Here is a 17,093-nt window from a genome sequence, read left to right as displayed (position 1 = left end):
CAGATCTGAAATCAAGAGGAAGGGCGGAAACCCCGTGGCCGACAACAAGCTCGAGAATTTCCTGGAGGTGGAGGTCAAGCTCGCCGTCGACGAGTCGACCGGCATCCCCGACCTCACCCAGTTGCCGGGCGTGGAGAGCATCCTCGACACCGTGGAGCACAATCTCTCCGCGATCTACTACGACACCGAGGACCTGCGCCTGACGCGCTCGAAGATCACCCTGCGCCGCCGCACCGGCGGGTCCGACGACGGCTGGCACCTCAAGCTGCCCGCCGAGACCGGCCGCCACGAGCTGCGAGCCCCGCTCGACGACCCGGCCGTCATCCCCGACGAGCTGCTGGCGAACGTCCGCGCCATCGTGCGCACCGCCCCGCTGAACCCGGTGGCGCAGGTGGACAACCGCCGCGTGGAGATCTCCCTCGGTTCCCCCACCGGCGAGAAGGTCGCGGAGTTCTGCGACGACCACGTCACGGCCTGGTCCCTCCTGCCGGGTGGCGAGCGCACCTCCTGGCGCGAGTGGGAGGTCGAGCTCTCCGAGTTCACAGCGGGCACCGAGGACGGAGCGAACCTGATCTCGCAGGCCACCTCGTTCCTCATCTCCTCTGGGGCGCGCAAATCCGGCTCCCCGTCGAAGCTGTCCTCCGCGCTGGGCGACACCGCCTCAACCGCCCCGCTGCCGCCGCACATGCGCTCCACCGACCTCGACCCGGACTCCCCCGCCGGCGCCGTGGTTGCCTCGCTTCGCCAGCAGCGCGACGCCATCGTCTCCTGGGAGCCGCGGGTGCGCGCCGACGAGTTCGACTCCGTGCACCAGATGCGCGTGTCCACCCGCGAGATGCGCTCGCTGCTCGAGACCTTCGAGGGGATCCTCGAGGGCGACCGCCTGGCCCACCTCGAGACGGAGCTGAAGGAAACTGCCGCCGTCCTGGGCACCGCCCGCGACGCCGAGGTGGTCGAGGAACGTTTCCAGGAGCTGCTGGACAGCGACGAGAGCGGGCTTATCGACGACACCGCCGCCACCCACATCAAAAACGACATGCGGGCCGAGTACCGGCAGGCCCACGACATCATCGTGGAAATGCTCGACTCCGACCGCTTCCTCGACCTGCTGGACGAGATCGACGACCTTTTGGCCGACCCGCCGGTGGCGGTGGGCGATGGGGCGTCGGAAAGCGAGGGCGGGAAGAAGGCGAAGAAGGACCCGGAGTCGCGCGAGATCCTCTACGACCACCTCGAGGGCGGGCTCAAGAAACTGCGCAAGCGCCACGCGAAGGTGCTGGACCACTACCACGACACCGACCTCAGCCTGCACCGGCGGGAGAACTACGTCCACGACGTGCGCAAGGCGGCGAAGAAACTGCGCTACGCCTCCGTCGCGGCCGAGGGCGCGGGCCTGAAGACGGGCCGGTTGACCAAGGCGTGCAAGGCGTTGCAGTCGCAGCTCGGCGACTTCCAGGACGCCGTCACCTCCCGCGACCGCCTCGAGCGCCTCGCCGACGCCGCCCGCGGGCGGGGCGAGGACACCTTCGCCTACGGCATGCTCTACCAGCGCGAGCTCGCCCGGGGCGAGGAGGCGCTGAAGGGCTACGAGGACCTCATCGGGGAAGTCAAGAAGGCCTTTTCCAAGATCAAGCCGTAGCCCTTACGGGCGTGCGGCGGTCACTTCTCCCAGGAGGCGGGTGCGCCCCAGTTCTCCTCCGCCTCGTCGGCGGCGTCCGCGTTCTTGTTGCGGCTGGCGGCGATGCTCAGCGCGTGCTCCGCCTCCTCGCGCGTGGCGTAGGGCCCCATGCGCTCGTCCCAGCTGTCCACCTTGCCCTGGGTGACTTCGCCGGTGCTCGGATTGAAGTAAAACTGCTCGTCAGACATGGTAAATCTCCTTTTCGCAGGTGCGTTTCGGGTGCCACCCACCCTACCCGCGGGTCCCGTCATCTGGGGTAGTCTTGGTGCCTGAACAATTCCCGAGGCCCGGACCGCACCCTGTGCTGCTGTCCCGGTGCCGAGAGCCGAAAGGATGTGGTGGCTGTGGCAGTGTGGGCAGCCGACCCGACCTCCCCCACCGAGCGGGTCGCCAACCTGCACCGCGAAGTGACGGGCCGGGCGCCCGCCGGGTGTGCCTCCGCCCCCGGCACCTGGGTGCTCATCGGTGAGAACGTCGACCACTTCGGCGGTGTCACCCTCGTGGGCTTGAGCTCCCTGCGCGCCGCCGCGGCCGTCTCCCCACGCGATGACGACACCGTCGCCGTCGAGGTCCGCGGCCCCGGTGGATTCTCCTTCTCGGACACCGCCACGCTCGCCTCGCTTCACGACGACCCGCAGCTCGACCGGCTCACCCGCCGCGTCGTCGGCCTGGTGCAGACGATGATCTCGCGGCAGGTGCTCTCGCGCGAGACGCGCGGCGTGAACGTGTGCATCGCCACGGACGTCCTCCCCGGCGCCGGCCTCGGCTCCCTGTACGCCGGTGACGCCGCCCTGGCCCTCGCACTCACCGCCGGCGACCCGGAGGTGGACGATGCCCCCTTCCGCGCCCGCCTGGCCGAGATCTGCTCCCACAACGTCACCGCGAACTCCACGCTCGCCGTGCTGCGCGCCCGGCACACCGCCGCCCTGCGCGGGCAGGGTGAGACCATCTCGGTGGTCGACTACTCCGACGGCTCCGTCACCCAGGCCCCGCACCCCGGTCGGCTCGGTGTGCGCATCTTCTCGGTCACCGATTCCTGGGGGCAGCCCTACGACGAGCAGACGGAGCGCATCGCGGCCCGGCGCGCCTTCATCGACGAGGCCTGCGCCAACTTCGGCGTGTCCTCCCTGCGCCAGCTGCCGGAGGCGGCGGACCGCGCCGTCGAGTGGGTGGAGGCGCGTCGCCAGGTTCTTGGCCCCGACTCCGCGCCCGACCCAGAGGCCGCGCGGACCTGGGTGAACTTCTGCGAGACGGAGACGCTGCGCTCCCTCGCCACGGCGAAGGCGCTGCGCTCGCGCCGGGACAACGAGCTGTTCACCCTGCTCAACTCTCCGTCCGAGCACCACGACCTGGACACCCCGGATGACCTGGTGCAGGAGATGCTCGACCGCGGGGCGCTTTCGGCGCGGCCGGCCGCGGCGGGCAACTCGCGCGCCGTCCTCGCCTTCGTCGCGCTGCGCGGGGCGGACGCGTTCCTCACCTCCGTCGCCGAGACCCACGAGGTGGCGGAGGTGCTGCCCGGTGAGGTCGCGCGGGTCGAAAGGGTCTAAGCGGTTCAGTCCGCCGGCCAGGCGAACGCCACCTCACGCTTGTCCACGTCGGCGCGGACGAGCGAGACCGCCGTCTCCTTCCCCTCCTCCGGGTGGCCCAGACAGGGCCCCAGTACGGGAGGATCGACGACGAAGATGCGGGACTGGTCGCCCGGTTCGTCGGACTGCAGGACCACCGCGTCGAAGTTGTGGCCCAGCCAGGGGCGCAGCACCGTGGCCTCGGTGAGGTTGAGGCACGCCTTGTCCACCGCGTTGGCCAGCTGGGCGGTCCGCCCCATCGTCTTGACCACCCCGGCGCCGTCGCGCAGCACCCAGTCCGGCACCTCGGTTCCGGCGCAGATGGCCAGGCAGACCTCTGTGGCGTAGCGGTCAATGAGGCGTCGCAAAGGCGCTGTGACGTGGCTGTAGTAGCCGCCGATCCCCGCGTGGACCTCGGGCGCCTTCTCTGAGAGGTCCACGTAGCCCGAGCCGCGCAGCAGCTTCTGCGCCTCGCGCATCGCCGCCATCCCGCGCGGGGTGTCCGGGTCGATCGTGGCCAGGAACTGCCCGATGTCGTTCCCGGGGTCGAACCCGAGGTTGCGGATCTCGCGGAGGAAGTCGTTCTCCGCGCCCGTCGGCGCGGGGCCGAGGGTGCGCAGGAAGCCCTTGCCGGCGTCGACCATCATCTGGCCCGCCACCATGCCGGTGAGGAGCGAGATCTCGGAGTTGTAGTCCATGACGGGGTGGCGCGGCTCGATGACGAGCTCGAAGTGGCCCTCCTCGTCCTCCACCACGCGCACGGAGGGCACGCGGAGGTTGATCGCCTCGCGGCGCAGCGAGCTCTCCTGGCGCAGCGTGCCCACCTCGGGCAGGAGCGCGATGGACGGGTGCGCGCGACCGTGGTCGAGGTCGTCCTGCACCCCGTCGTAGTCGAGGCGGGCCACGCTGTGCACGAGGGCGCGCTCGACGTGGGAGCCCGTGACCTCACCGTGGGCGTCGAGGTGGAAGGTCCACAGGGCCGCGGGCCTGTCGACGTCCGGCAGCAGCGACGCGATCCCCTCGCTGAGCTCGGGCGGGTGCAGGCGGGCGGGCTCGTCGGGCAGGTAAATCGTCTGGCCCCGCTGGAGGGACTCCGCCTTGGTCCGCGTGTCCGGCTCCACGAAGGCGGCAACATCGGCGATGGCGTAGTACACCACGTACCCGTCACCGTCCTTCTCGATGTAGACGGCCTGGTCAAGGTCCTTCGAGCCGACGGGGTCGATGGTGACGAAGGGAATGTCGCGGGCATCGCGGCGGGCATCGGCGTGGCGGTCGGTTAGACCGGCGGCCTCCGCGTGGACCTCGGGAGGGAAATCGGTGGGCACATCGAACTCCCGCGCAACGTCGCGGAAGTCCAGCGGGGCGGCATACAGCTTCATAACCCGCCATTGTGACAGAGTTCCCCGCCGCCGGCGGAGGAAAAGGGGCGAATGAGCCGGCCTGTAAGCCGGATTCTGTACCCCGGCCTGGGCCGGGGCGGCGAACATCCATCTGGGCCACCCATTGCTGGGCGCCTCGAGCAGCTACCTTCGGACTGGGCGGGCCGCCTCGGTGGCGTCCGACGACCCCCGCCGCAGGGGCGGGGGCTCTTGCCTTGCTCCCGGTGGGGTTTACCTGGCCACACGTGTCGCCACGCATGCCGGTGCGCTCTTACCGCACCCTTTCACCCTTACCCGCCCGTGAGGGCGGGCGGTCTACTTTCTGTTGCACTTTCCCGCGGATCGCTCCGGGTTGCCGTTAGCAACCACCGTGCCCTGTGGAGTCCGGACTTTCCTCGACCCCCGCCTGCCCGCACGCGGCGACGGTTCGGGAGGTCGCGATCACCCGGCCAGCTCATTCGCAGGTTGCGAGTTTACGCCGGAAACAGCGCCGTTGGCCAACTACCGGTGGTGGGCGACGTCGTTGACGCAGCGCACCACCCCGAAGTCACCGTAGAACTCCACGACGGACACCGACGCGAGGTCCAGGAAGACGTGCCTGAACACCTCGGCGCCCGCGCCCAGCGCCTGCCGGATGATCGACTTGATGGGGGTCACGTGGGTGACCACCAGGATCGTCTTTCCGGCGTGCTCCTCCTGGAGCTTCAGCCGCGCGCGCGTGACCCGGCGGTGCAACTGGGTCAGGGACTCACCCTCCGGCGGGGCCACGCTTGGCGACGCCTCCCACTCCCGGAATTCCTCCCCGTGGCGCTCACTGGCCTCGTCGCGCGTCAGGCCCTCGAAGGCCCCGAAATCCACCTCGCGCAGCCCGTCGACGACGTGGACCTCCTCGATCCCGAGCACGTCCGCGCAAACTCGGGCGGTCGCCCGCGCCCGCGCGGACGGGGAGCTGACCACCACGTCGATGGTTCCCAGGCCCGCGACCGCCGAAGCCGCCCGGCGCGCCTGATCCACACCGGCGCCCGTGAGCTCGGGGTCGGAGGAGCCGCTGTAGCGCCGGCCGGCCGAGTGCTCCGTCTGACCGTGGCGCAGGAGAACAAAGCGGGTGCGCGGCTCGTCGCTGCCGGACCAGTGTGCGGGCCCGGCGACGACGTGGCCGGCGGCGGGGGTGCTCTTCCCTTCCCCGGGAGCGGCGGCCGCCGGTTTCACCGGAGCGCCGACGATGCCCGGCTTGGCGCCCTTCGCCGCGGCGTCCATCGCCACGTTGGACAGCTCGTCGGCCTTCTTGTTCTTCGACCGGGGGACCCAGGTGTAGGTGACCTCCTTGAACCCGGACGCGAGCTGGCGCGCCTCGAGGGCGAGGGTGCGCATGTCGGGGTGCTTGATTTTCCACCGCCCGGCCATCTGCTCGATGACCAGCTTGGAGTCCATGTAGACCTCCACCTCGGTCGCACCCAGCTCCGCGGCCGCCTCGAGCCCCCGCAGCAGGCCCGTGTATTCGGCGACGTTGTTGGAGGATTTCCTGCCCACCACGTAGGCGACCTCGGCCAGCGTCTCGCCGTTCGCGCCGTAAACGACGGAACCGGATCCTGCGACCCCGGGGTTTCCGCGGGAGCCGCCGTCGGTGTAGACCTTGACCCTCACCGTCGCCTACTCCCCCGTGGTGCGCACGAGCAGCGCTCCGCAGTTGGGGCAGGTGGGCAGCTCGTCCTCGCCCGCCTGCATCACCTCGGCCCGCTCGGCCGCGGGGAGCTGCAGGAAGCACGAGTTGCAGGCGCGCCCGTTGAAGGCGGCCGCACCCACGGAGTCGTAGGCCTCGAGAACGTCCGCGGGAAGCTTGTTGCGCAGCGCCGCGGTGTCCACCGCCTCCACCTCGGGAAGGGCCTCCACCGCCCGGCGGGCGACCTCGATTCTCCGGTCGGCCTCGTCGAGGCGGGCGCCGTGGTTGTCGCGGTTGTTGCGCAGCGCCGCGATCTCGTTGTGCGCCTCCTTGAGCTCGTAGAGCAGGTCCGCGATACGCGACTTCGCCGCGTAGCGGTCGTGCTCCAGATCACGCCGCCGGTCCGGGTCGGTCTCCGCGGAAAGCTGGCGCTTGTCGTCCAGCTCGCGCTTCTTCAGCTTGCGCTCGTCCTCCTGGATGCGCAGGATCTCCAGCTCCATGTCGTCCACGGCCATCTGCGCGGCCGCGGCGGCGGAGGCGAGGCGCTCGCGCTCCCTGGTCAGGGTGTCCAGCTCGCGCTGCTCGGGCGGGACGGTGCCCGGGTGCGCGCTCTGACGGTCGGCGATGGAGAGCTCAAGCAGAACCGGTTGCAGCTCGGGTGACAGGTTCACGTCTGTTCCTTTTCAGTTAGCGTTCCGGGTGGGCGGACACGGTCCACGGGTCCGTGCGGACGGGGAGGATCTCGGTGTCCACGTTCAGCCGCTTCACGATACCCTCCGCCTGCCCCGTCCACGGGAACTCGCTGGCCCAGTGCGCGGTGTCGATCACCGCCGGCCCACCGGCCGCCAGGTGCTCGTCGACGGGGTGGTGGCGCAGGTCCGAGGTGACAAAGACATCGACGCCGAGCTTGACGACGTCCCCGAGCAGACTGTCACCGGCCCCCGACGAGACAGCCACCCGGCGCACCACCCGCTCCGGGTCCCCCGCGGCGCGCACGCCCCACACGGTCTCCGGCAGCGCGTCCGCCACCTGCTGGGTGAACTCCCGCAGCGTCATCGGCTCGGGCAGCTCGCCGACACGGCCGAGGCCGGTGGCCTGCGCGAGGTCGCTCGTGTCCTCCATCGCCACGATGTCGAAGGCGGGCTCTTCGTAGGGGTGGGCGGCGCGGAGGGCGTCGATAAGCGTGCGGCGGATGCGGGTGGGGGCGACGAACTCGACGCGCTTCTCGGGGGCGGTGTAGTGCTCCCCCACGGTGCCCTCGGCGGGGTCCGCACCCTCTACCGGGGTGAAGCCGCCGGTTCCCTCCCATTCGAAGGCGCAGTCCGCGTAGTCGCCAACCTGTCCAGCCCCGGCCTCGAACATCGCGGCCATGACGGCGGCTGTGTCGGCGGGCGGGATGTAGACACCCCACTTGTCGATGCCGCCCAGGCCCACCGGCCGGATCGGACGACCCGGTGTGATGCCCACCAGTTCCGCCAGGATGTCGGAGACACCGGGGCGCGCGGAGTCCGCGTTGGTGTGAGCGGCGAAGAGGGCGCACCCGCCCCTGAGCAGGGTGTGGATGACTTTCCCCTTGGGTGTGTCCGCCGCCACGGAGGACACGCCGCGAAGCAGCAGCGGGTGATGTACGACGAGCATCTGCGCACCCGATGCGACGGCGCGCTGCGCCACCTCGAGGGTGCAGTCGAGGGCGAAGGCGACCTTGGTCACCTCGTCGGACGGGTTGCCGCAGATGAGGCCCACCTTGTCCCAGCTCTCCGCCAGGGAGGGCGGGTATGCCGCCTCCAGGGCACCGACAACGTCCGCGACTGTCACTGTGCGATCACTCATGGCCCCCAGGGTACAAACCCCTCCGGACACGCGGTCCCGCCAGTGTGTCCCGCGCCCGGTCTAGGGTGGGAGGTGTTCCCCTGCCGCCCGCGGGCACGCCCCGGAAAGGAAGCGCCATGACCGAGCCCAACACCCCTACGCCTCCGCTGCACATCGACTTCGTGTGCACCGGCAACATCTGCCGCTCCCCCATGGCCGAGGTGATCATCCGCTCCAAACTGAAGGAGGCGGGGCTCGGGAAGGCGGTGCGCTTGAGCTCCTCCGGTATCGGCGGGTGGCACGTCGGCCACGGTGCCGATGACCGGGCACTCCAGGAGCTCGCGGACCACGGCTACGACGGCTCGCGGCACCGCGCCCAGCAGTTCGGCCCCGCGCAGCAGGACGCCGACCTCATCGTCGCCCTGGAGAACCGGCACGTCTCCGAGCTTGTCGCCCGGGGTGTGCCGGAGGAAAAGATCCGGCTGCTGCGTTCCTTCGACCCCTCCGCCCCAGAGGGCGCGGGGGTGGAGGACCCCTACTACGGAGGTCAGGAGGGCTTCGCCACCACCCGCGAGCAGATCGAGGCGGCCGCCGACGGCATTACCGCCTGGGTCCGGGCGCGGGTAGAGTAACGCCTTGTGATGGCCGCCAAGTCGCAGGAAAAACCCTGGTGGAGAACGTTCCTCTCTCCCGGGTGGGTAATTGCCGCCATCCTGATTGCGGCGTTCTCCTACTTCGCGTTCACGTTCCTCGCGCCCTGGCAGCTGAACAAGAACGAGGCCCTCGTCGAGCGCAACCAGCACATCGAGCGCGCTTTCGAGCACGATCCGGTGCCCTTCCGCGACGTGATGGGACCCGACGGCAGCTTCGACCACGCCAACGAGTGGACCCGCGTAACGCTGACCGGCCATTACCTCCCCGACAACGAGGTGCTCCTGCGCCTGCGGCCCGTGGACAAGACCCCCGCGTTCCAGATCCTCACCCCCTTCGCCGCCGACGACGGCACGGTTGTCCTGGTCAACCGCGGCTGGGTCCCCGCCCGCGACGGCGGCACGCAGGTTCCGTCCTTCGACCCCGCGCCGCGCGAGACGGTCACTGTCACGGGTTTCGTGCGCGTCGACGAGGGCGTCCACCCCACCGCGCCCATGCAGGATCAGGGCCACGAGATGGTCTACTCCATCAACACCGAGCAGATTTCCGGCCTCACCGGGCTCAACCTGGCCTCCCCCTACGTCCAGCTCACCAGCGGCGAGCCGGGTGTCATCGAGGCTATTCCGCTGCCTGTGCTCGAGACGGGCAACCACCTCTCCTACGGGCTGCAGTGGATCGCTTTCGGCATCCTCGCCCCCGCCGGGCTCGTGTACTTCATCTGGGCCGAGCGCCGCGAGAGGCGCCGCTTCGACGAGGAGCAGGAGGCCCTGCTTATCGACGCCCCCTCCGCCGCTCTCCCCGAGCCCGGCGCGCGGGAGGACGCCCGCCGGGGCGACCAATCCGGCGGGCGCTCTGAACAACCCTCGCGCGGGCAGGTGCGCGACCGGTACGGCCACAGCAAGCGCAACCCGTGGGCGTCGGCCTACGATAGGCAGGAAGAACGCTAGCGAAGAAGGGGCCGTACCGTGTTTGACCAGTCCGACCATGAACTGCTCACCGCATGCCTCGGTGCACTGCGGGCCTCGGGTGTGGTGATGGCGCCGGAGATCGAGGAGGGCGACCTCGAGGATGCACTGTGCGACGATCTGGGGGGCTTCCGCTCCGCCCCGATGAGCGCCCTGGCCACCCTCGCCGACCCGGACGGCGCCGCCATGCTGCGCGGGGTCTCGCTGGAGGCCTTCGCCGAGGCCGCCTGCCGCTTCCACGGCACCGAGCTACTCGACTTCGTCGTCTTCCCCGACCCCGGTTCCAGCCACGCCGGCTCGCTGCGCCTGCGCCTGGGAATGTGGGACGTGTTCGACATCGGCTACGACCTCTCCGCCGAGGACGCCCCGGCCCGCGAGGTTCGCGAGATCGAGGCGCTCGCGGCTCGGCCCAGGTAGAAAAAGCCCCTCCCCGGACTCCCGGGAAGGGGCTCTGATCTGGTGCGCCATGAGGGGCTCGAACCCCCGACCTACTGGGTGTAAACCAGTTGCTCTTCCAGCTGAGCTAACGGCGCGCGCCCACCCACATTAACACGGGCGCGAAAACCAGCCCAAAAACGGGCTACTTCTTGATGTTCGCGCTGGTCAGACAGGCTCCCTGCCAGTCGCCGAAACGGTTGGCCTTGGTCTGCACGAAGCCCGCCAGCTGGGCGGACTCGGAGATCTCGCCGGGGTTCACGGCATTGGGCGCGGTGGCCGAGGGGGTGAGCAACCAGATGCGTCCATTGTCACCGAGGTTGCGTCCGGCATCCACGAGGGAGTCGACGAGGTCCCCGTCGTCGGGCCGGAACCAGAGGAGGATGACGTCGCAAAGCTCGTCGGCGTCCTCGTCCAGGAGGGGCTGCCCGAGGGCGTCCTCGATGGCCTCGGAGATGGAGGAATCGGCATCCTCATCCCACCCGAGTTCCTGGATGATGCTGCCCTCACGGAGTTCCATGAGGTCTGCGTAGTTGTCGACACCGGCGGCGCCCAAGTGTGTGTCCTCCTTATTGAGCCTTCACGTACAGATGAATAATAACGCCCGCGGGGTGTGTAGGAGGCAAAACGGCTGCTGCGCCCAGCACGCCGGCGGCCCGACCCCCGGCCTGGCACCCGTGTCGGGGGTGCGGGGTACGCTTGGGCAGGAAACATTAGACGCAATCAACGGAGGTTCCGACGTGGCTGACCACGACCTCGATGAAAAGGATCCGTACGGCAACGACCGCGAATCCAACATCCCCATGATCCGGGAGGGTGTCGCCTCCTACCTGCACGATCAGGACCCGGAAGAGACCGAAGAGTGGATGGAATCCTTCGACGGCCTGCTGGACGCCTCCTCCCCCGAGCGGGCCCGCTACCTCATGCTCCGCCTCATCGAGCGGGCATCGGCTAAGCGCGTGCCGCTGCCGGCGCTGTCGTCCACGGACTTCGTCAACACCATCCCGACGAACATGGAGCCGGAGTTCCCGGGCGACGAGAAGATCGAGAAGCGCTACCGCCGCTGGATGCGCTGGAACGCGGCCATCATGGTGCACCGTGCGCAGCGCCCGGGCGTGAAGGTCGGCGGCCACATCTCCACCTACGCCTCCGCCGCCGCGCTCTACGAGGTCGGCTTCAACCACTTCTTCCGCGGCAAGGACGCGGAGCAGGGCGGGGACCAGATCTTCTTCCAGGGCCACGCCTCCCCCGGCATGTACGCCCGCGCCTACCTCGAGGGGCGCCTCACCGAGGACGACCTCGACGGCTTCCGCCAGGAGCACTCCCGCCCGCAGGGCGGCCTGCCGTCCTATCCGCACCCGCACGGCATGCCCGAGTTCTGGGAGTTCCCCACCGTGTCCATGGGCCTGGGCCCGATGAACGCGATCTACCAGGCGCGCTTCAACAAGTACCTGCAGGACCGCGGCATCAAGGACACCGACCAGCAGCACGTCTGGGCCTTCCTCGGTGACGGCGAGATGGACGAGCCGGAATCCCGCGGCCTGATCCACATGGCCTCCCTCTACGGCCTGGACAACCTCACCTTCGTGATCAACTGCAACCTGCAGCGCCTCGACGGACCCGTGCGCGGCAACGGCCAGATCATCCAGGAGCTGGAGGCCTTCTTCATCGGCGCCGGCTGGAACGTGATCAAGGTGGTCTGGGGCCGCGAGTGGGATGCCCTGCTGGAGAAGGACGAGGACGGCGCGCTCGTCCACGTCATGAACACCACCAAGGACGGCGACTACCAGACGTTCAAGGCCAACGACGGCGCGTACGTGCGCGAGCACTTCTTCGGCCGCGACCCGCGCACCCTGAAGCTGGTGGAGGACCTCACCGACGAGGAGATCTGGGCGCTGCGCCGCGGCGGCCACGACTACCGGAAGGTCTACGCCGCCTACAAGCGCGCCCTGGAGACCAAGGGCAAGCCGACGGTCATCCTCGCCCACACCATCAAGGGCTACGGCCTCGGCCACAACTTCGAGGGCCGCAACGCGACCCACCAGATGAAGAACCTCACCCTCGAGGACCTCAAGCAGTTCCGCGATAAGCAGGAGATCCCCATCCCCGACGAGGTCCTGGAGAAAGACCCGTACAACCCGCCTTACTACCACCCGGGCGAGGACGCGGAGGAGATCAAGTACCTCAAGGAGCGCCGCAAGGAGCTCGGCGGCTACCTGCCCGAGCGCCGCCGCGAGTACACCCCGCTGGAGCTGCCGGACTTCGAGAAGACCTTCAAGGCAAACTTCAAGGACTCCGGTAAGCAGGAGGTGGCCACCACCATGGCGCTGGTGCGCACCTTCAAGGCGCTTATGCGCGACAAGGAGATCGGCAAGCGCGTCGTCCCCATCATCCCGGACGAGGCCCGCACCTTCGGCCTGGACTCCTGGTTCCCGACGCTGAAGATCTACAACCCGGTGGGCCAGAACTACACCCCGGTGGACCACGACCTGCAGCTCTCCTACCGCGAGGCGGTCGACGGCCAGATCCTCCACGAGGGCATCAACGAGGACGGCTCCTCGGCCTCCTTCATCGCCGCGGCGACGAGCTACGCGACGCACGGTGAGCCGATGATCCCGATGTACATCTTCTACTCGATGTTCGGCTTCCAGCGCACCGGCGACAACTTCTGGGCCGCCGGCGACCAGATGGCGCGCGGCTTCATCATCGGCGCGACCGCCGGCCGCACCACGCTCTTCGGCGAGGGCCTGCAGCACATGGACGGCCACTCCCCCATCCTGGCCTCCACGAACCCGGCCGTGGTCACCTACGACCCGGCGTTCGCCTACGAGATGCCCTATCTCATCTCCAAGGGCATCGAGCGCATGTACGGCCCGGACGGCGGTGAGAACGTGATGTACTACATCACCGTCTACAACCAGCCGACCCACCAGCCGGCGCGCCCGGAGAACCTGGATGTGGAGGGCCTGCACCGGGGCATCTACCTCTACGACCGCGGCGAGGAGAAGGACAACAACGTCTCCCTGCTCGCCTCCGGCATCGGTATGCAGCAGGCGCTGCGCGCCCAGGAGATCCTGCAGCGCGACTACAACGTCGGCGCCTCGGTCTACTCCGTCACCTCGTGGGTGGAGCTGGCCCGCGACGGCGCGGCGCTGAACAAGAAGAAGCTGCAGAACCCGGGCGAGGATGTCGGCGAGCCCTTCGCCACCACCCAGCTGAAGCAGACTGAGGGCCCGTACATCGCCACCTCGGACTTCGCCACCGACCTGCACGAGCAGATCCGCCCGTACGTGCCCGGCCAGTACGTGGCCCTGGGCGCGGACGGTTTCGGCTTCTCCGACACCAGGGAGGCGGCGCGCCGCTTCTTCAACATCGACGCCGAGTCGATGGTCGTCGCCTCGCTCATGGCCCTGGCCAACGAGGGCAAGCTCGACATGTCCGTCGCCGCGCAGGCCGCCAAGGACCTGCACGTCGACGACCCGACCGAGCCCAACCCGAACGGCGGCACGAACAGCGAGGAGTAAACATTCGCTATACGACGCCCCCGGCCTCCCCAGGAGGAACCGGGGGCGTTCCCCGTTCGAGGGCCGCGGCCGGGTACTCGCCTACCCGTGCCCGCCGACCCGCTCGATCAGCCGCGCAATGGCCGTGCTGACCGCCCCGGGTGCGTCGAGGGGCGGCATGTGCCCGCTCTCGGGCAGGACCTGCACGTAGGCGCGGGGCCAGATCTCGCTGAGGCGCGCGGACTGGCTCACCGGCGTGACCTCGTCGTGGTCACCGACCAGGATGTAACCCGGCAGGTCAGCCAGCACGGGTGCGGCATCCAGCTCGGAGTGCGTGAGCAGGTCGTCGAAGTAGCCGGCGTAGGTGTCCAGCGGGGTCTTCTGCATCATCGTCGCGTGGAACTTCACCACCGCGTAGCCCACGGGGCGGAAGTAGAAGCCCAGCGCGAGGACAGGTGCTATGGCCTTCTTCCCCACCGCAAGGATGCCCTCGGCCAGGAGGGGCGTGTCGGTCATGATGTCCTCCAGCAGCGCACCCGCGCGGCCCGCCAGAACCTGCGGCATCCCCTGGTCCGTGAAAGGCTCCACGGCGGAGGAGATCTGCACGCTACCAGCGAGGTTGAGGTGCTCCCGGTGCCGGCGCATGAGCGAGAGGGACACGGGCCCGCCCAACGAGTGGCCCACGACGATGAGCGGACCGTTCACGCCTCGGTCTCTGAGCACCGCGAAGACATCGTCGGCCGCGGCGTCGATCTCGCACATCTCGGGAGGAACGGGGCCCGTCTTACCGTGGCCGCGCAGGTCCACCAGCAGCTGGCGCACCGGACGGTCGGCCAGGGCATCGACCTGCATGTAGAACTCGTCGGAGGAGATGTTGAAGCCGTGGACGTAGAGCACCGTCAGCGCGGCATCGGCGGGGCCGCGCTCGTACCAGTGCACCCCGATCCCCTGGTGCGGGGTGACACCCTCACGGTCGAATGTCAGGCCGCCGATGGGGTGCGGGCTGAGGGCGTCGGAAAGCGAGCGCGGACGGGGGTGGTCGCCGCGCGCGTAGTAGGCGTCGTCGAGCACGCGCTTGAGAATGCCCCTGAACATGCGCTCAGTGTATATATGGGCCCATGGAGCTTTCGCAACGACTGGACTTGGGCGCACTGAACCTCGGCAACGCGGAGCAGGAGGCGGACCAGGACGACCAGAGCGTGATGGCCCGCCTGGTGCGCCTCATCGCCGAGGTGGCGGGGGTCGACGCGGAGGCGGTCACCGCCGATAGGACGCTGGCGGAGACTGGGGTCTCCTCGCTCGACCGCATCGAGCTGGCGGTGCGGGCGGAGGATCTCTTCGGGGTGCCCGCCGAGGAGGGCCCGTACACAGACCAGGCGACAGTGGGCGTGATCGCGGAGTGGATCGCCGCCCACGACGACGTGGAGGACTAACCCCCCAGCACGATCCCCTCGCGGCGCGGGTCTGCCCCGCCGACGATGGCACCGTCGCGCCGGACCAGGGCCGACAGGCCGCTGGACATGTCGTCGGTGACCACGTCGTGCCCCTTGGCCTTCAGCGAGTCCACGGCACTGGCGGCGCTGCCGTCCTTGACCAGCGGGTGTTCCCCGCCGATGCCGGTCTTCGGGGTGTTGCGGGCGCCGAAGTTGGGGGCGGAGACCGCCTGCTGCGGGTTCATCCCCCACTCGGTCATGCCGAGGAAGGTCTTCAGCACGTACTGGATGATCAGCGCCCCACCCGGGGATCCGAGGGCCATCTCGGCGGAGCCGTCGGGGCCGAAGACGAGGAAGGGCGCCATCGAGGAGCGGGGGCGCTTGGCGGCCTCCACGCGGTTGGCGGCGGGCTTGCCGTCTTCGTCCAGGGGCTCGGCGGAGAAGTCGGTGAGCTGGTTGTTCAGCACGAAGCCGCGGGTGAAGTGGAAGGAGCCGAAGGCGGCCTCGACGCTCGAGGTGAAGGAGGCCGCGTTGCCCTGGGCGTCGATGACGTTGACGTGCGTCGTGCCGTGCTCGGGGATGTCCGGCCCCGCCCCGACGGGGTCGAGCAGCTGGCCCGGCCGGGCCTTGCCCATCGTCCGGTCGGGGTTGATCAGCCCGGCGCGGCCGGCCGTGTAGGCGTCGGCAAGCAATGCCCCCGGGCCACCCGGGACGGGCTCGAAGGCGGGGTCGGCCACGTAGGTGTCGCGGTCCGCGTAGGCGAGTCGCTCGGCCTCGGAGACGAGGTGGATGGCCTCGGGATCCGGCAGCGCGCCGTCCGGCCCGACGTCCTTCGGGGCGTATTTGGCCAGGTCCTGGCCCTCGAGCAGGCGCAGGCTCTCCAGGACCGCCACGCCACCGCTGGAGGAGGGCGGCATGCCGCACATTTCGCGGTCCTTGTAGGGCACGCACAGGGCATCGTGCACCTGCGGGGTGTAACCCGCGAGGTCCGCGGTGGTCATCGCGGAGGGGGTCAGGCCAGCGTCCGAGCGGGTGGCCTCGGTGACGATGTCCGCGGCGATGTCGCCGGTGTAGAAGGAGTCCGGGTCCTTCGCGATCTCCGAGACGACCTGCGCGTAATCCGGGTTCTTCAGCTCGGTGCCCGCGGCGAGTGCCTTCCCGTCGGCGTCGAGGAAGTACTTCGCGGCGTTGGGGCTCGCGGCGAGCTGCGCGGCGGAATCGGCGATCGAGGCGGACATGCGCGGCGAGACCTTGAAGCCCTTCTGCGCCAGGTCGATGGCCGGCTGGAGGTTCTCATCCCACTTCTTCGAGCCGAACTCGGAGTGTAACCGGGCGAGGCCGGCGACGATTCCGGGAACGCCGATGGAGCGCCCGGAGCTGCGGGCATCGGGGACCGGCGCGGAGGGGTCCTCGGGCGAGACGTGGATGAGGTAGTTCTCGCCGGCGCCGAGCGGCGCGACCTCCCTGGCGTCTATCGCCACACGACGCCCCGAGGTGGCGTCGCTGTAGAGGATGTAGCCTCCCCCGCCGATGCCGGAGGACTGGGGCTCGACCAGGCCGAGGACGAACTGGGCGGCCACCACGGCGTCGGCGGCGTTGCCCCCGTTCATGAGCACGTCGCAGGCCGCCTTGGTGGCCACGGGGTTGGCGGTGGTCACCGCGAAGGACTGCGCGCGGACCTCCTGCATGCCGCTGCGGAAACCAGTGCCGATCTCCGGGGCGACCTCGGTGTTGCGCTCCCCCGCCGCCTCCCCGGTGTCCTCGCCCTTAACGTGGCCGGAGACGCCGTCGGCGGGCTCGCACCGAGACACGTCGAGGGTCTCCACCTTCCGCGCGCCGGCTGCTTCGGACGGGGCGGCCGCGGAGGAAGACGCCGCGGCCGTCGACGCTGACGGAGCGTCCGGACCGGCGGAGCAACCCGCCAGCGCTATACCCGGAACAGCAAGAAGGGCGAGGAGTGAACGTGATGCGGGTCTCATGTCCACATCATTTCACACCCCGCCCCGGGACAA

15 protein-coding genes, 1 tRNA gene and 1 other RNA gene are annotated in these 17,093 nt (G+C 69.5%); 7 read left to right on the top strand and 10 right to left on the bottom strand.

Features of this window, described 5'->3' with window-relative positions; genetic code table 11:
• Positions 1 to 34: 34 nt before the first annotated feature.
• Positions 35 to 1,639 carry a CYTH and CHAD domain-containing protein gene (locus tag B3611_RS06185; RefSeq protein WP_291314205.1) on the top strand — a complete coding sequence of 535 codons (1,605 nt, stop codon included), beginning with the start codon at positions 35 to 37 and terminating at the stop codon, positions 1,637 to 1,639.
• Between the two features lie 20 nt (positions 1,640 to 1,659).
• Here the strand turns inward: B3611_RS06185 and B3611_RS06180 are convergent, their stop codons facing one another.
• Positions 1,660 to 1,866, bottom strand: coding sequence for a hypothetical protein (locus tag B3611_RS06180; RefSeq protein ID WP_291314204.1), 207 nt, complete (start codon positions 1,864 to 1,866; stop codon positions 1,660 to 1,662).
• A 156-nt stretch (positions 1,867 to 2,022) separates the two neighbouring features.
• On the opposite strand from B3611_RS06180, the gene B3611_RS06175 reads away from it, so the two are divergent.
• Positions 2,023 to 3,228 (top strand): galactokinase family protein, encoded by a 1,206-nt coding sequence (locus tag B3611_RS06175; protein WP_291314203.1) that lies wholly within the window; start codon positions 2,023 to 2,025, stop codon positions 3,226 to 3,228.
• A 5-nt stretch (positions 3,229 to 3,233) separates the two neighbouring features.
• Here B3611_RS06175 and B3611_RS06170 read toward each other — a convergent pair whose 3' ends face one another.
• The 5 genes from B3611_RS06170 to B3611_RS06150 form a co-directional block, all read right to left on the bottom strand.
• Positions 3,234 to 4,625 (bottom strand): RNB domain-containing ribonuclease, encoded by a 1,392-nt coding sequence (locus B3611_RS06170; protein ID WP_291314202.1) that lies wholly within the window; start codon positions 4,623 to 4,625, stop codon positions 3,234 to 3,236.
• Positions 4,626 to 4,673: 48 nt separating this feature from the next.
• Positions 4,674 to 5,082: RNase P RNA component class A (gene rnpB / locus B3611_RS06165), an RNA gene on the bottom strand.
• Between the two features lie 44 nt (positions 5,083 to 5,126).
• On the bottom strand, positions 5,127 to 6,269 hold the full coding sequence (locus B3611_RS06160) for a bifunctional RNase H/acid phosphatase (RefSeq protein ID WP_291314201.1): 1,143 nt from the start codon (positions 6,267 to 6,269) through the stop codon (positions 5,127 to 5,129).
• Positions 6,270 to 6,275: 6 nt separating this feature from the next.
• Entirely contained in the window at positions 6,276 to 6,956 is a 681-nt protein-coding gene (locus tag B3611_RS06155; protein WP_291314200.1) for a zinc ribbon domain-containing protein, read from the bottom strand.
• Positions 6,957 to 6,972: 16 nt separating this feature from the next.
• Positions 6,973 to 8,115: a Nif3-like dinuclear metal center hexameric protein gene (locus B3611_RS06150; protein WP_291314199.1), complete on the bottom strand. Its 1,143-nt coding sequence runs from the start codon at positions 8,113 to 8,115 to the stop codon at positions 6,973 to 6,975.
• A 116-nt stretch (positions 8,116 to 8,231) separates the two neighbouring features.
• Between B3611_RS06150 and B3611_RS06145 the strand changes: the two genes are divergently transcribed.
• The 3 genes from B3611_RS06145 to B3611_RS06135 are packed head-to-tail and all read left to right on the top strand — an operon-like array spanning position 8,232 to position 10,127.
• Positions 8,232 to 8,726 (top strand): low molecular weight protein-tyrosine-phosphatase, encoded by a 495-nt coding sequence (locus B3611_RS06145; protein WP_291314198.1) that lies wholly within the window; start codon positions 8,232 to 8,234, stop codon positions 8,724 to 8,726.
• A 9-nt stretch (positions 8,727 to 8,735) separates the two neighbouring features.
• Positions 8,736 to 9,692, top strand: coding sequence for an SURF1 family protein (locus B3611_RS06140; protein ID WP_291314266.1), 957 nt, complete (start codon positions 8,736 to 8,738; stop codon positions 9,690 to 9,692).
• Positions 9,693 to 9,710: 18 nt separating this feature from the next.
• Complete coding sequence (locus tag B3611_RS06135; RefSeq protein ID WP_291314197.1) at positions 9,711 to 10,127, top strand: hypothetical protein; 417 nt, start codon at positions 9,711 to 9,713, stop codon at positions 10,125 to 10,127.
• A gap of 40 nt (positions 10,128 to 10,167) precedes the next feature.
• On the opposite strand, the gene B3611_RS06130 is transcribed toward B3611_RS06135, so the two are convergent.
• Together B3611_RS06130 and B3611_RS06125 are read right to left on the bottom strand one after the other, a co-directional pair.
• Positions 10,168 to 10,243, bottom strand: a tRNA-Val gene (locus B3611_RS06130).
• A gap of 47 nt (positions 10,244 to 10,290) precedes the next feature.
• Complete coding sequence (locus tag B3611_RS06125; protein ID WP_291314265.1) at positions 10,291 to 10,665, bottom strand: DUF3052 domain-containing protein; 375 nt, start codon at positions 10,663 to 10,665, stop codon at positions 10,291 to 10,293.
• Positions 10,666 to 10,948: 283 nt separating this feature from the next.
• Here B3611_RS06125 and aceE point away from each other — a divergent pair, with 283 nt between their 5' ends.
• Entirely contained in the window at positions 10,949 to 13,669 is a 2,721-nt protein-coding gene (gene aceE, locus B3611_RS06120; RefSeq protein ID WP_291314264.1) for a pyruvate dehydrogenase (acetyl-transferring), homodimeric type, read from the top strand.
• Between the two features lie 81 nt (positions 13,670 to 13,750).
• On the opposite strand, the gene B3611_RS06115 is transcribed toward aceE, so the two are convergent.
• Positions 13,751 to 14,743: an alpha/beta fold hydrolase gene (locus tag B3611_RS06115; protein WP_291314196.1), complete on the bottom strand. Its 993-nt coding sequence runs from the start codon at positions 14,741 to 14,743 to the stop codon at positions 13,751 to 13,753.
• Positions 14,744 to 14,766: 23 nt separating this feature from the next.
• On the opposite strand from B3611_RS06115, the gene B3611_RS06110 reads away from it, so the two are divergent.
• Complete coding sequence (locus B3611_RS06110) at positions 14,767 to 15,081, top strand: acyl carrier protein (protein ID WP_291314195.1); 315 nt, start codon at positions 14,767 to 14,769, stop codon at positions 15,079 to 15,081.
• Here B3611_RS06110 and B3611_RS06105 read toward each other — a convergent pair.
• Positions 15,078 to 17,060, bottom strand: a complete 1,983-nt coding sequence (locus B3611_RS06105; protein ID WP_291314194.1) for a gamma-glutamyltransferase family protein — start codon at positions 17,058 to 17,060, stop codon at positions 15,078 to 15,080. The two genes, B3611_RS06110 and B3611_RS06105, sit on opposite strands and share 4 nt — an antisense overlap.
• Positions 17,061 to 17,093 lie beyond the last annotated feature (33 nt).

The sequence above is a fragment of the Corynebacterium sp. UBA2622 genome, assembly GCF_002339505.1.
In the GTDB taxonomy this organism is placed as follows: Bacteria; Actinomycetota; Actinomycetes; order Mycobacteriales; family Mycobacteriaceae; genus Corynebacterium.
Note: the sequence above shows the minus strand (reverse complement) of the source record. Positions and strands in the feature narration are given on the sequence as shown.

Bases quoted from the DNA above. Each gene is read 5' to 3' on its own strand.
- B3611_RS06180 (WP_291314204.1), bottom strand. From the start codon at position 1,866: ATGTCTGACGAGCAGTTTTACTTCAATCCGAGCACCGGCGAAGTCACC.
- B3611_RS06170 (WP_291314202.1), bottom strand. From the start codon at position 4,625: ATGAAGCTGTATGCCGCCCCGCTGGACTTCCGCGACGTTGCGCGGGAG.
- B3611_RS06150 (WP_291314199.1), bottom strand. From the start codon at position 8,115: ATGAGTGATCGCACAGTGACAGTCGCGGACGTTGTCGGTGCCCTGGAG.
- B3611_RS06145 (WP_291314198.1), top strand. From the start codon at position 8,232: ATGACCGAGCCCAACACCCCTACGCCTCCGCTGCACATCGACTTCGTG.
- B3611_RS06140 (WP_291314266.1), top strand. From the start codon at position 8,736: ATGGCCGCCAAGTCGCAGGAAAAACCCTGGTGGAGAACGTTCCTCTCT.
- B3611_RS06125 (WP_291314265.1), bottom strand. From the start codon at position 10,665: ATGGAACTCCGTGAGGGCAGCATCATCCAGGAACTCGGGTGGGATGAG.
- aceE (WP_291314264.1), top strand. From the start codon at position 10,949: ATGATCCGGGAGGGTGTCGCCTCCTACCTGCACGATCAGGACCCGGAA.
- B3611_RS06115 (WP_291314196.1), bottom strand. From the start codon at position 14,743: ATGTTCAGGGGCATTCTCAAGCGCGTGCTCGACGACGCCTACTACGCG.
- B3611_RS06110 (WP_291314195.1), top strand. From the start codon at position 14,767: ATGGAGCTTTCGCAACGACTGGACTTGGGCGCACTGAACCTCGGCAAC.
- B3611_RS06105 (WP_291314194.1), bottom strand. From the start codon at position 17,060: ATGAGACCCGCATCACGTTCACTCCTCGCCCTTCTTGCTGTTCCGGGT.